Origin of the sequence: Escherichia sp. R1 (assembly GCF_003000935.1) — a bacterium.
Taxonomy (GTDB): Bacteria; Pseudomonadota; Gammaproteobacteria; order Enterobacterales; family Enterobacteriaceae; genus Escherichia; species Escherichia coli.
This window is the reverse complement of record NZ_PSRU01000014.1, coordinates 1-13316: the sequence shown is the minus strand read 5'-3', so window position 1 is coordinate 13316 and position 13316 is coordinate 1. Positions and strand designations below refer to the sequence as shown.

Here is a 13316-nt window from a genome sequence, read left to right as displayed (position 1 = left end):
CGCTGGGGTGTTTTATGACGTACGCAGTGGAGTTTGACAACGTCTCACGGTTGTACGGTGACGTGCGCGCAGTAGATGGCGTCAGTATTGCGATAAAAGATGGTGAGTTCTTCTCTATGCTGGGGCCGTCCGGCTCCGGCAAAACCACTTGCCTGCGCCTGATTGCTGGATTCGAACAGCTTTCCGGCGGGGCTATCTCTATTTTTGGTACGCCCGCCAGCAATCTGCCACCGTGGGAGCGGGACGTGAATACTGTCTTCCAGGACTACGCGCTATTTCCGCATATGTCGATTCTTGACAACGTAGCCTACGGGCTGATGGTCAAAGGCGTGAATAAAAAGCAGCGGCATGCAATGGCGCAAGAGGCGCTTGAGAAAGTGGCGTTGGGGTTTGTACAGCAACGTAAACCGTCACAACTTTCTGGTGGTCAGCGCCAGCGAGTCGCCATCGCCAGAGCACTGGTGAACGAACCGCGTGTGTTGTTGCTGGATGAACCGCTCGGCGCGCTGGATCTCAAATTGCGAGAGCAAATGCAGCTTGAGCTGAAAAAGCTGCAACAGTCTCTCGGTATCACTTTTATCTTCGTTACCCACGATCAGGGCGAAGCGTTATCGATGTCCGATCGGGTGGCGGTTTTCAATAATGGACGCATTGAACAGGTCGATTCTCCGCGCGATCTCTATATGCGCCCGCGCACGCCGTTTGTTGCGGGATTCGTTGGGACATCGAATGTTTTTGATGGACTGATGGCAGAGAAACTTTGTGGCATGACGGGAAGCTTCGCACTACGACCGGAACATATCCGCCTCAACACCCCTGGCGAAATGCAGGCTAATGGCACGATCCAGGCGGTGCAATATCAGGGCGCAGCGACCCGTTTTGAACTGACACTGAGCGGCGGTGAAAAACTGCTGGTGAGTCAGGCCAATATGACAGGCGAAGAACTGCCTGCCACGCTCACGCCCGGACAACAGGTGATGGTTTCCTGGTCGCGTGATGTGATGGTGGCGCTGGTTGAGGAGAGGTGAATGGCGATGAACGTATTGCAATCACCTTCACGTCCAGGTCTGGGTAAGGTGTCCGGTTTCTTCTGGCGTAATCCGGGGCTGGGGCTGTTTTTGCTGCTGCTTGGCCCGCTAATGTGGTTTGGCATTGTCTATTTCGGCTCGCTGCTGACGCTGTTATGGCAGGGCTTTTATACCTTTGACGATTTCACCATGTCGGTAACGCCGGAACTGACGCTGGCGAATATCCGTGCGCTGTTTAATCCGGCGAATTACGACATCATTGTCCGCACGCTGACCATGGCTGTGGCAGTCACTATCGCCAGCGCCATTCTGGCTTTTCCAATGGCGTGGTATATGGCGCGCTATACCAGCGGAAAAATGAAAGCGTTTTTTTATATTGCGGTAATGTTGCCGATGTGGGCGAGCTACATTGTTAAAGCCTATGCCTGGACGTTATTGCTGGCAAAAGATGGCGTGGCTCAGTGGTTTTTACAACATCTTGGGCTGGAACCACTGCTGACTGCGTTCCTCACGCTACCGGCGGTGGGAGGTAATACGCTGTCAACTTCCGGGCTGGGGCGCTTTCTGGTGTTTCTCTATATCTGGCTGCCGTTCATGATCCTGCCCGTGCAGGCGGCGCTTGAGCGTTTGCCGCCGTCATTGTTGCAGGCGTCGGCTGATCTTGGCGCACGTCCACGACAAACCTTTCGCTATGTGGTGTTGCCGCTGGCAATCCCGGGTATTGCCGCTGGCTCTATCTTTACCTTCTCACTCACGCTGGGCGATTTTATTGTCCCGCAGCTGGTTGGCCCTCCAGGATATTTTATCGGCAATATGGTTTATTCCCAGCAGGGGGCGATTGGCAATATGCCGATGGCGGCGGCATTCACCCTGGTGCCGATTGTTCTCATCGCACTTTACCTGGCGTTCGTGAAACGTCTGGGAGCGTTCGATGCACTCTGAACGCGCACCGTTTTTCCTCAAACTGGCGGCCTGGGGCGGCGTGGTTTTCCTACATTTTCCCATCCTGATTATCGCTGCCTATGCGTTTAACACTGAAGATGCGGCGTTTAGTTTTCCACCGCAAGGCCTGACGCTGCGCTGGTTTAGCGTGGCAGCACAGCGTAGTGATATTCTTGATGCCGTGACGCTGTCACTTAAAGTGGCGGCGCTGGCGACATTAATCGCGCTGGTGTTAGGGACGCTGGCCGCTGCCGCGCTGTGGCGACGAGACTTTTTCGGCAAAAACGCCATTTCGCTGTTACTGTTGCTGCCCATTGCGCTGCCGGGCATTGTCACTGGTCTGGCGCTATTAACCGCCTTTAAAACCATCAATCTGGAGCCGGGATTTTTCACCATCGTGGTCGGTCATGCGACTTTTTGCGTAGTGGTGGTGTTTAACAATGTCATCGCCCGTTTTCGCCGCACCTCGTGGAGTCTGGTTGAGGCGTCAATGGATCTTGGGGCCAATGGCTGGCAAACCTTCCGCTACGTAGTGTTGCCGAATCTCAGTTCGGCGTTACTGGCTGGAGGAATGCTGGCGTTTGCCTTGTCGTTCGATGAAATCATCGTGACGACTTTTACGGCAGGTCATGAACGAACGTTACCGTTGTGGTTGCTCAATCAGCTTGGGCGACCGCGTGATGTACCGGTAACCAACGTGGTGGCACTGCTGGTTATGTTGGTAACAACCTTGCCGATCCTGGGGGCCTGGTGGCTAACCCGCGAAGGCGACAATGGTCAATAACCACTGATACAGGAATATGCTATGCAACATAAGTTACTGATTAACGGAGAACTGGTTAGCGGCGAAGGGGAAAAACAGCCTGTCTATAATCCGGCAACGGGGGACGTTTTACTGGAGATTGCCGAGGCATCCGCAGAGCAGGTCAATGCTGCTGTTCGCGCGGCAGATGCAGCATTTGCCGAATGGGGGCAAACCACGCCAAAAGCGCGTGCGGAATGCCTGCTGAAACTGGCTGATGTTATCGAAGAAAATGGTCAGGTTTTTGCCGAACTGGAGTCCCGTAATTGTGGCAAACCGCTGCATAGTGCGTTCAATGATGAAATTCCGGCGATTGTCGATGTCTTTCGCTTTTTCGCCGGTGCGGCGCGCTGCCCGAATGGTCTGGCGGCAGGTGAATATCTTGAAGGTCATACTTCGATGATCCGTCGCGATCCGTTGGGGGTCGTGGCTTCTATCGCACCGTGGAATTATCCGCTGATGATGGCTGCGTGGAAACTGGCTCCGGCGCTGGCGGCAGGGAACTGCGTAGTGCTAAAACCATCAGAAATTACCCCGCTGACCGCGTTGAAGTTGGCAGAGCTGGCGAAAGATATCTTCCCGGCTGGCGTGATTAATGTGCTGTTTGGCAGAGGCAAAACGGTGGGAGATCCGCTGACCGGACATCCCAAAGTGCGGATGGTGTCGCTGACGGGTTCTATCGCCACTGGGGAACACATCATCAGCCATACCGCGCCGTCCATTAAGCGTACTCATATGGAACTTGGTGGCAAAGCGCCAGTGATTGTTTTTGATGATGCGGATATTGAAGTAGTGGTCGAAGGTGTACGTACTTTTGGCTATTACAATGCCGGACAGGATTGTACTGCGGCTTGTCGGATCTACGCGCAAAAAGGCATTTACGATACGCTGGTGGAAAAACTCGGTGCTGCGGTGGCAACGTTAAAATCGGGTTCGCCGGATGACGAGTCTACGGAGCTTGGACCTTTAAGCTCGCTGGCGCATCTCGAACGCGTCAGCAAGGCGGTAGAAGAGGCGAAAGCGACAGGGCACATCAAAGTGATCACTGGCGGTGAAAAGCGCAAGGGTAATGGCTATTACTATGCGCCGACGCTGCTGGCTGGAGCATTACAGGACGATGCCATCGTGCAAAAAGAGGTATTTGGTCCGGTAGTGAGTGTTACGCTCTTCGACAACGAAGAACAGGTGGTGAACTGGGCGAATGACAGTCAGTACGGACTTGCATCTTCGGTATGGACGAAGGATGTGGGCAGGGCGCATCGCGTCAGCGCGCGGCTGCAATATGGTTGTACCTGGGTCAATACCCATTTCATGCTGGTAAGTGAAATGCCGCACGGTGGGCAGAAACTTTCTGGTTACGGCAAGGATATGTCACTTTATGGGCTGGAGGATTACACCGTCGTCCGCCACGTCATGGTTAAACATTAAGGATAATATTGCAGATCGTAAGAGTATGAGATGATCTTGCGTACTGTCAGAGCACTGATTTCTCTGACAGTACGTGCTGCGTGCAAAATCACAACATCAAATAAACCAGCCAAATCTCATAGAGATAAGAGTAAACAAACCAACAGCAGCAAAGACATTTATCAGTACTACAGTTCTACTGGAAACATTCATTTTTGCCACCTTTTATCATTGTCCCTATGTGTATAGTACGGGTTAAGAAAATCCGCAATAATACTCATTCTGAAGATAGATAAGGGCAAGTTGCTGTTTGATGATTTTTTCTCTAACTGGTGAAAAAACTTGATGCACGTCAAAAAATGACGCATATTTGCGCGCGTTTTATTCATCTGGCTGGACGCTCGTACATGTCTCTCTATCAACATATGCTTGTTTTTTATGCGGTTATGGCAGCAATCGCATTTCTTATCACCTGGTTTCTTTCTCACGATAAGAAACGCATCCGTTTCTTAAGCGCCTTTCTGGTGGGGGCAACATGGCCGATGAGTTTCCCGGTGGCGCTGTTGTTTTCTCTGTTTTAAATCTTATGCACTGGCTTGACGGCACCACGCAGACTTATATCATTTGGATGAATCGATAAATTTCACAAGTGGCTAAGGAGAAAGTATGTCGCATCTGGATGAAGTCATCGCGCGCGTGGATGCCGCGATTGAAGAGAGCGTCATTGCCCATATGAACGAATTATTAATCGCCCTGAGCGATGACGCGGAGTTAAGTCGGGAAGATCGCTACACCCAGCAGCAGCGTTTGCGCACCGCTATTGCTCATCACGGTCGCAAACATAAAGAAGATATGGAAGCGCGCCACGAACAGTTAACCAAAGGCGGTACCATCCTCTGATTAAAATGAGCGTCTGGCCACCAGCCAGGCGCCAACCACAAGTAAAATTGCGCCACAAATTGGGCCGATCAACGCCCGAAGTGGTACGCCATGGCTGCGGAAGATATCCAGCACCAGACCGCCAATCAGCTGGCTGGCGACCAGTACTGCAATAGTTGTCGCCGCTCCCACATTCTGATATCCGCTGATACTGGCGAAGACAAAAAACGATCCCAGCAAGCCAGGTATAAGTGTCCACCAGCGCACGCTGGACACCAGTTCGCCAAACCCCGCCATGCCTTGTTTAAACCATAAAATAGAAACAAAGAGCACAATCCCCACCAGTGAGTTCAGCAACATGGCGATGAGAATGGTAGAGGAGGTCTGGGTGATGCGCACCATCAGCGTGTTCTGGACTACCAGACCAATCCCGGCTGCAATCAAAAAGGCAAGGGTAAGTGACTGACTCATCCAATCGCGTCCGGTTCAGTGCGCTCGTCGAGTTGCAACTGCATAAATGTCAGATCCAGCCAGCGCCCAAATTTAGTGCCTACCTGCGGCATTTGCGCGGTGACGACAAATCCCAGCGACTGGTGCAGATGCAGCGAGGCCTGATTTTGCGATTCGATCCCGGCGACCATGACATGCTTCCCGCAATCCCGCGCTTCATCAATCAATCGGCTTAACAATTTACGCCCCAGACCTTTCCCCTGATGATCGGGATGGACATAAACCGAATGTTCCACGGTATGGCGAAAACCATCAAAACTACGCCAGTCGCCAAACGAGGCATATCCCGTCACTACGCCATCTTCTTCACTCACCAGCACCGGATAACCTGCTATGGTCCGCGCTTCAAACCAGGCAATGCGGTTATCCGCATCCACCGTCTGGTCATTCCAGATAGCCGCCGTATACAACACGGCGTGGTTATAAATTTCCGCAATTGCAGCACAGTCGGCTTTGCGGGCAAAACGGATGGACATGTCTGGCCTCGATTAAATAATGATGATGATGTTATCAATACTATCGAAAACAGCCCGAAGCAACGGATTCCTCTATGAAATTATTGCGTGTTGCAGAGGGGATGTGACGGCTGCAAACAAAACCAATCCTGTGAGCCTGCTACTATTGATGGATTCATGCCAAAAGCACAGGAGAGCATTATGGGGCAACAAACGCAGCGTAACCGATGTTGGGTTCTGGCCTCGCGTCCGCATGGCGCGCCGGTTCCTTACGTCTGGTTTCGATAAATGCGCTCTTTGTCGCACCAGCGCAAGCAATTACAGTTCCGGAAGTGGGAAAACGTCAATTAAATGAAATCAATCGGATCCGCTACGAACTGGAATTAATGGCAGTTGCTCTGGCTGTCGAAAACCTCACTATGCAAAAAAACGTTGCTATGTTGTGCCAGCAATACAGCCGATAAATAAAATACGCCCGGCAAATACCGGGCTTAAAGATAATTACTCAAATCGCCACGCAATATTTATGCCGACACCATAATTTTGTCCGGGCGCAGGTTCGTAATATCGCCCGTTTGACTCATTGACAATGACAGAACCAACGTATTCTTTATCGAATAAATTATCGACACGACCAAATAAATCCACGGTTAAATTGTGGTAATTGTATTTATACCCGGTGAATAAGCCGACGAGTGTATAAGAAGGCGCTTTGGCCGTATTTTCATCATCTGCCATAATATCGCCCATATAACGCGCTTCCGTGCCTGCATACCAACCATCTTCCGGTATATAACCTATCGACGCAAAGCCCATATTACGGGCGATCCCTGGCATCCGGTTACCGTTACAATCCTGTTCATTGCAAACATTGCTGCGATAGGTCGCATCAAGCCAGGTCCAGGACGCTTTTACGCGAAAATCTCCCGCGAAACGTTGATCCCATGCCAGTTCAGCGCCTTGACGACGGGTCTTTCCGGCATTTTTGTAAGTCGTACGCCCACCGCTACTGCTATCGACAACAATTTCATCATCGGTGTCGGTCTGGAACAATGCGAGACTAAGCAGCCCATCACCAATACGCGTTTTACTGCCGATCTCAATTGTATCGTTGGTGGAGGGTTTTAAACCAAAGTTCATACCGCTTTGCCCATCAGCGCGATAAGACAGCTCATTAATCGTCGGCGTTTCAAAATCGCGCCCGGCTGCCAGATAGACATTCCAGGCATCGGTCATTGCATATTTTAACGATCCGGCTGGTAGCCATTTGTGATAACTGGCATCACCGCTGTCGTCGCTGTTACCCGGAGTAACGTAATGATCATTGGAATCAAACCACACGGAGCTGTAGCGCACGCCAGCATCCAGCGAAAGTTTGTCGGTCAGTTGCCACTGGGTTTGTAAATAGGGATCGACGTTCCACATCAAATTGCGTTCGTCGCGGCGCAACTCACCTTTTTGCCCGTATTCCGGCACGCCGCGATTCAGGCGGAAGTTATTGTAACCCTTGCGGTTTTCACTCATGTTTTCGTAGTTCAGGCCGGTTGTGAACGTGACTGGAACGCCCAGTTCACCACGGTGTGTCCAGCGGCTGTCTATCCCCTGATAATGGCGTTGCAGAGTAATCACGCCGCCCGCATGTGACGGGTTAAGTTGGGGAGCCATCGGGATTGACTGGTACTGGGTCGTTTCTCGCTCTCCGGCATACATCATCACACTCATATCATCTTGCGCGCTCAGGCTACGCTCATAGCGCAACCCAGCCTGAGTTTGCTTGATGGTTTTTCGCGTGTCGTACTGTTCTGCACGAGGCGCTTGTTGTGGATTCGCCTTCCATTCTGCTTTGGTTAGCCCACCTGGGTCATCTGCTTTGATATCCACACTATTGAAAATCAGGCTTAATTTGCTGGCGTCATCAATGCGTACGCCCAGTTTGGCATTGGCTAAATTTTTCTGTGCGCCGCTATGGTCACGATAGCCGTGGGTCGTAAAACGTGTGGTTGAGACGGTGTAATCGACATCGCCAGGCTGTGTGCCGTCGCCCGTTGCGCCTGTTGCTTTCAGCCCATAGCGCCAGCTGCCAAAACTGCCGTAGTAACTACTGGCTTCAATGGTTGGTGGCTGTTGTCCGGTCTGGGTGATGACATTCATTACACCGCCAGACGCGTTGCCATACAGAGCAGAGAAGGGGCCACGCAGCACTTCCACATTTTGCACACTGCTTAAATCGATGTTGGATGTCTGCCCTTGTCCGTCGGGCATGGTGGCGGGAATACCGTCCACATACAGGCGAATACCACGAATTCCGTAAGTGGAGCGGGAGCCAAATCCGCGAATCGACAGCTGTAAATCTTGCGCATAGTTCTGCCGGTTTTGTACCTGTAAACCAGGCACGCCGGTCAGTGATTCAGACAAGTTAATGCGCGGTGTTGCCAGGCGCATCTCCTCGCCATCCACCACGCTCACGGCTGCTGGGGTATCCAGTTCTGAAACCACCTGCGGTGCGGCACTGACAATCATGGTCTGTTCATCAGCGGCAAAAACAACGGGGGAAAGGACAAGCAGTGCGGGCAAAACGGTCTGTCGGACGGAAAAAATCTTCATGAAAAAAGCCAGGTTAAGAATGGGAAAACACCGTCATGGTAATGAAATTGTAAATTTATGGAAAACGAAACGGCACAATACGTTAAGTAATTGAGAAAATTGTAGTCGTAACGGTAAGAAATGCTCCACATTTGAGAAAATAATGATTACCATTCCCATTTATAACAAGAGCGTAACGATGATTACGCTTAGCGAAGCATTGTGAAGCAGCAAAAATATCGGTTCATCAAAGGGAGTCGTCATGCATTTACGTCATCTGTTTTCATCGCGCCTGCGTGGTTCATTACTGTTAGGTTCATTGCTTGTTGCTTCATCATTCAGTACGCAGGCCGCAGAAGAAATGCTGCGTAAAGCGGTAGGTAAAGGTGCCTACGAAATGGCTTATAGCCAGCAAGAAAACGCGCTGTGGCTTGCCACTTCGCAAAGCCGCAAACTGGATAAAGGCGGCGTGGTTTATCGTCTTGATCCGGTTACTCTGGAAGTGACGCAGGCGATCCATAACGATCTCAAGCCGTTTGGTGCCACCATCAATAACACGACTCAGACGTTGTGGTTTGGTAACACCGTAAATAGTGCGGTCACGGCGATAGATGCCAAAACGGGCGAAGTGAAAGGTCGTCTGGTGCTGGATGATCGTAAGCGCACGGAAGAGGTACGCCCGTTGCAACCACGTGAGCTGGTAGCTGATGATGCCACGAACACCGTTTACATCAGTGGTATTGGTAAAGAGAGCGTGATTTGGGTCGTTGATGGCGAGAATATCAAACTGAAAACCGCCATCCAGAACACCGGTAAAATGAGTACCGGTCTGGCGCTGGATAGCAAAGGCAAACGTCTTTACACTACTAACGCTGACGGCGAATTGATTACCATCGACACCGCCGACAATAAAATCCTCAGCCGTAAAAAGCTGCTGGATGACGGCAAAGAGCACTTCTTTATCAACATCAGCCTTGATACCAACAATCAGCGTGCATTTATCACCGATTCTAAAGCGGCAGAAGTGTTAGTGGTCGATACCCGTAATGGCAATATTCTGGCGAAGGTTGCGGCACCGGAATCACTGGCTGTGCTGTTTAACCCAGCGCGTAATGAAGCCTACGTGACGCATCGTCAGGCAGGTAAAGTCAGTGTGATTGACGCGAAAAGCTATAAAGTGGTGAAAACGTTCGATACGCCGACTCATCCGAACAGCCTGGCGCTGTCTGCCGATGGCAAAACGCTGTATGTCAGTGTGAAACAAAAATCCACTAAACAGCAGGAAGCTACCCAGCCGGACGATGTGATTCGTATTGCGCTGTAATAGATATGGCGAGGGTGAAAACGGAAAGAATTGCCTGACTTTTATCACGCCGCATCCGGCACCTTCGTCAGTAGTCTGAATTTGCCCGGCACGTAGCCGGGCAATTTTGCAATTAACTCGACGTTTCAGGCTTAAACACAATTTCCTGTTTTTCTTCATCTTCCTCGACGACTGGCGCAGTGCTGTGAATTTCAGCAACGCGTTTGCGCACACCAAACCAGCCTATAACCAGCAGAATACCGATAATCGGCAGTGCCGCGATGGTATAAGTCCCGTTCGGGTAATCGAACGCCATCAGCACCAGGACACTCAGTAAAAACAGTAATGTCAGCCAGGAAGTGAAGGGCGCGCCAGGCAGTTTAAAACTGACATCCGCTGCTTTGCCTTCTTTAATCGCTTTACGCAGGCGCATCTGGCAAACGATGATAAACGCCCATGAAGCGATGATTCCCAGCGACGCGAAGTTCAACACAATCTCAAATACGCGTGACGGCACCAGATAGTTGAGGAATACGCCGACGACATACACAACCAGTGTCGCCAGAATCCCGGCATACGGCACATGCTGACGACTCATTTTCGCCATAAAACTCGGTGCGGAACCGCCCATCGCCATCGAGCGCAGAATACGCCCGGTGCAGTACAGACCTGAATTCAGGCTGGAGAGGGCAGCGGTCAGCACCACAATGTTCATAATGCTGCCGATGTACGGCACACCCAGTTTAGAGAAAAACGTCACGAACGGACTTTGCCCCGCCTGATACGCGCTCCACGGCAATAACATAACCAGCAACACCACGGAGCCGACGTAAAACAGACCAATACGCCAAATCACACTGTTAATCGCTTTAGGCACCATGGTCTGGGGATCTTTACATTCTCCGGCCGCTGTACCCACCATTTCAATGGAGGCAAAAGCAAACACTACGCCCTGAATCAACACCAGCGCAGGCAGCAAACCGTGGGGGAAGAAGCCGCCATTATCGGTGATTAAATGAAAGCCAGTGGTGTTGCCATCCAGCGGCTGACCACTACCGAGGAACACTGTACCCACGACCAAAAAGGTTACAATGGCGAGCACTTTAATAAGCGCAAACCAGAACTCCATCTCCGCAAACCATTTCACACCGATCATATTCATGGTGCCAACGATGGTCAGTGCAGCGAGCGCAAAGACCCACTGCGGCACGCCGCCAAACGCGCCCCAGTAATGCATATACAGAGCGACGGCGGTAATATCAACAATCCCCGTCATCGCCCAGTTGATGAAGTACATCCAGCCAGCAACATAAGCGGCCTTCTCACCCAAAAACTCACGGGCATAAGAGACAAAACTGCCACTGGAAGGGCGGTGTAACACCAGCTCACCCAATGCACGCAGAATAAAAAACGAAAACAGGCCGCAGATCAAATAGACCAGTGCCAGTGCGGGCCCCGCCATTTGCAGTCGCGCCCCCGCGCCTAAAAACAAACCCGTACCAATCGCGCCGCCAATGGCGATCATCTGTACCTGGCGATTGCCCATCGCTTTGTGATACCCCTCTTCGTGGGCATTAAGCCAGCGACGTTTCGCGGCGTGTTGATCTGAAGTGTCGGTGTTGTGTTTACTCATTGCTCTCCCTGATTGCTTTAATGAAAAAGTCATATAAGTTGCCATGAACAATGTTTATTCATCCTGGCGATGATAGTTATCACCATTATTCTTTATGGGTATAAAACTATCGGCGCAGCATCCTACCCGTTATCGATAAACGATGCAAAACATCCCCTTACAATCCTGAAGGGGATTTATACAACTGACGAAAAAATGATAAATCCTTTTGCTGGATAACCTGTGTGCTGTCCTACACTTAATCTTTAAAAGATTGTGAGGGGCATATGATTAAGGTGTATGGCGTACCCGGCTGGGGCTCTACAATCAGTGAGCTGATGCTAACACTGGCTGATATTCCTTATCAGTTCGTTGATGTCAGTGGTTTTGACCACGAGGGAACTTCACGCGATTTATTAAAAACCCTGAATCCGTTGTGTCAGGTCCCGACACTGGCGCTGTAAAAATAACGAGATTATGACGGAGACAGCGGCGATTGCATTGATGGTTCTCGATCGTCGCCCGGATCTTGCGCCACCTCTTGGGCGCGCCGAACGTCAACAGTTTCAACGGCTATTGGTCTGGCTGGTTGCTAATGTCTATCCAACGTTCACTTTCGCCGATTACCCTAAGCGTTGGGCATCTGACGCACCTGTAATTGAATATCGCAAATCGCTTTATATCTGGCTGAATTCGCAATTGACTGCTGAACCGTATGTGTTTGGAGTGCAACTAACGCTGGTGGACTGTTATCTCTGCACCATGCGCACATGGGGACCGGGACACGAATGGTTTCAGGATAATGCCCCGAACATTAATGCGATTGCTGATGCTGTATGTCAGATACCGAAATTACAAGAAGTATTAAAAAGGAATGTCATTATTTAACAATAATGCCGGAGGTTAATGTTAATGAATCACTGGCGTAGTTAACTGGACGTCCATTTGTTTGCTATGAATAGCAATTAATGTTGGCACAACTATTCATATGGTTGATGTGATTTCGTTTTTTATATTAAATATCAATTTAATATAATCTGAAAATAAAACATCTTTTCGCATGTAGAGAAACATGTCGATATGATAGCGCAGTGCAGATCATGTTATCAGGGCTGGGCGGTAGCGTATTTAATCAGGGAAAGATTACGTAACACTGCTTTTTTGTACTGGACGATTCTCATTTTATGTTTAAAAATTGAGATACTCCTTATTTCCTGAAACTGTTTTTCATTGCTTATACATGATCAAATACTCCTTACATAATTAAGGAGAACAAAATGAAACTTAATACACGCCAACAATTTGTATTACTTAAATAGACCAGTGAAGGTACGTATCAGAATATCCGGTGAAGTGATTAATATTTCGTTGAATATTTCTCCGGATTTTTGAAACCTGCTGCTGTAGAAATTCTGAACAGGAGGAATTATGCCTTTAGCAGCCAAACTTACCGACAAAGGCACCCAGCACGACGGTTATTACGAGACCGTCATCACCGCCGGGTCATCCACCGTTTTTATCGATGGTCTCCCCGCAGCCCGTCAGGGAGATCCGCTGACGCCGCATGCTAAACCGAAGCATCCACCTCATCCCCGAAAAATCGCCAGAGGCTCGTCAACCGTCTTTATTGACGGCCTGCCCGCCGCCAGAACCGGTGATGCTATTGACTGCGGCGGCGTGGTTATTGGTGGCGGCACGGTAAATATAGGCTGATATGTCTGAGAGGTATTTATGTCCTTAAAAGGTCTTCGCTTTACGCTGGAGGTTGACGGCCAGGAGCCGGACACCTTTGCAG

The 13316-nt window shown here is 50.3% G+C and carries 13 protein-coding genes and 3 pseudogenes; 11 read left to right on the top strand and 5 right to left on the bottom strand.

Going from position 1 to position 13316, the window contains the following annotated elements:
- Nucleotides 1-14: 14 nt before the first annotated feature.
- Genes C4F37_RS16975 through patD form a run of 4 tightly spaced genes read left to right on the top strand, consistent with a single transcriptional unit; the run spans nt 15 to nt 4200 of the window.
- Nucleotides 15-1028, top strand: a complete 1014-nt coding sequence (locus C4F37_RS16975) for an ABC transporter ATP-binding protein (protein ID WP_000220417.1) — start codon at nt 15-17, stop codon at nt 1026-1028.
- The gene (locus C4F37_RS16970; protein WP_001251325.1) at nt 1029-1970 is read left to right on the top strand and encodes an ABC transporter permease; all 942 of its coding nucleotides are present in this window, start codon (nt 1029-1031) and stop codon (nt 1968-1970) included.
- Entirely contained in the window at nt 1960-2754 is a 795-nt protein-coding gene (locus C4F37_RS16965) for an ABC transporter permease (RefSeq protein ID WP_000555458.1), read from the top strand. Before C4F37_RS16970 ends, C4F37_RS16965 begins: the two co-directional genes overlap by 11 nt.
- Before the next feature lie 21 nt (nt 2755-2775).
- Nucleotides 2776-4200 carry an aminobutyraldehyde dehydrogenase gene (gene patD / locus C4F37_RS16960; protein ID WP_001538741.1) on the top strand — a complete coding sequence of 475 codons (1425 nt, stop codon included), beginning with the start codon at nt 2776-2778 and terminating at the stop codon, nt 4198-4200.
- A gap of 96 nt (nt 4201-4296) precedes the next feature.
- Here the strand turns inward: patD and yncL are convergent, their stop codons facing one another.
- The gene (gene yncL, locus C4F37_RS16955) at nt 4297-4392 is read right to left on the bottom strand and encodes a stress response membrane protein YncL (protein ID WP_001303494.1); all 96 of its coding nucleotides are present in this window, start codon (nt 4390-4392) and stop codon (nt 4297-4299) included.
- Nucleotides 4393-4586: 194 nt separating this feature from the next.
- Here yncL and ortT point away from each other — a divergent pair, with 194 nt between their 5' ends.
- Both ortT and ydcY read left to right on the top strand, forming a co-directional pair.
- Complete coding sequence (ortT, locus tag C4F37_RS16945; protein WP_000061178.1) at nt 4587-4760, top strand: orphan toxin OrtT; 174 nt, start codon at nt 4587-4589, stop codon at nt 4758-4760.
- A gap of 85 nt (nt 4761-4845) precedes the next feature.
- Nucleotides 4846-5079 (top strand): DUF2526 family protein YdcY, encoded by a 234-nt coding sequence (gene ydcY / locus C4F37_RS16940; RefSeq protein WP_000018633.1) that lies wholly within the window; start codon nt 4846-4848, stop codon nt 5077-5079.
- On the opposite strand, the gene C4F37_RS16935 is transcribed toward ydcY, so the two are convergent.
- Together C4F37_RS16935 and C4F37_RS16930 are read right to left on the bottom strand one after the other, a co-directional pair.
- Nucleotides 5080-5529: a DMT family transporter gene (locus C4F37_RS16935; protein WP_001538742.1), complete on the bottom strand. Its 450-nt coding sequence runs from the start codon at nt 5527-5529 to the stop codon at nt 5080-5082.
- Nucleotides 5526-6044: a GNAT family N-acetyltransferase gene (locus C4F37_RS16930; RefSeq protein ID WP_000027563.1), complete on the bottom strand. Its 519-nt coding sequence runs from the start codon at nt 6042-6044 to the stop codon at nt 5526-5528. The genes C4F37_RS16935 and C4F37_RS16930 overlap by 4 nt, the downstream gene beginning before the upstream one ends.
- A 180-nt stretch (nt 6045-6224) precedes the next feature.
- Between C4F37_RS16930 and C4F37_RS27890 the strand changes: the two are divergent.
- Nucleotides 6225-6293: pseudogene (locus tag C4F37_RS27890) on the top strand (hypothetical protein); the annotation flags it as partial.
- A pseudogene (locus tag C4F37_RS16915) lies at nt 6281-6448 on the top strand (GntR family transcriptional regulator); the annotation flags it as partial. The pseudogenes C4F37_RS27890 and C4F37_RS16915, both read left to right, overlap by 13 nt.
- Nucleotides 6449-6524: 76 nt before the next feature.
- Here C4F37_RS16915 and pqqU read toward each other — a convergent pair.
- Nucleotides 6525-8627 carry a TonB-dependent receptor PqqU gene (pqqU, locus tag C4F37_RS16910; protein ID WP_001538743.1) on the bottom strand — a complete coding sequence of 701 codons (2103 nt, stop codon included), beginning with the start codon at nt 8625-8627 and terminating at the stop codon, nt 6525-6527.
- Nucleotides 8628-8868: 241 nt separating this feature from the next.
- On the opposite strand from pqqU, the gene yncE reads away from it, so the two are divergent.
- The gene (yncE, locus tag C4F37_RS16895; RefSeq protein WP_001538744.1) at nt 8869-9930 is read left to right on the top strand and encodes a 7-bladed beta-propeller protein YncE; all 1062 of its coding nucleotides are present in this window, start codon (nt 8869-8871) and stop codon (nt 9928-9930) included.
- A 112-nt stretch (nt 9931-10042) separates the two neighbouring features.
- Here the strand turns inward: yncE and ansP are convergent, their stop codons facing one another.
- The gene (gene ansP, locus C4F37_RS16890) at nt 10043-11542 is read right to left on the bottom strand and encodes an L-asparagine permease (protein ID WP_001340130.1); all 1500 of its coding nucleotides are present in this window, start codon (nt 11540-11542) and stop codon (nt 10043-10045) included.
- A 266-nt stretch (nt 11543-11808) separates the two neighbouring features.
- Here ansP and C4F37_RS16885 point away from each other — a divergent pair.
- A pseudogene (locus tag C4F37_RS16885) lies at nt 11809-12409 on the top strand (glutathione S-transferase family protein).
- A gap of 540 nt (nt 12410-12949) precedes the next feature.
- On the top strand, nt 12950-13234 hold the full coding sequence (locus C4F37_RS16880) for a type VI secretion system PAAR protein (RefSeq protein WP_001127493.1): 285 nt from the start codon (nt 12950-12952) through the stop codon (nt 13232-13234).
- The last annotated feature ends 82 nt before the right edge of the window (nt 13235-13316 follow it).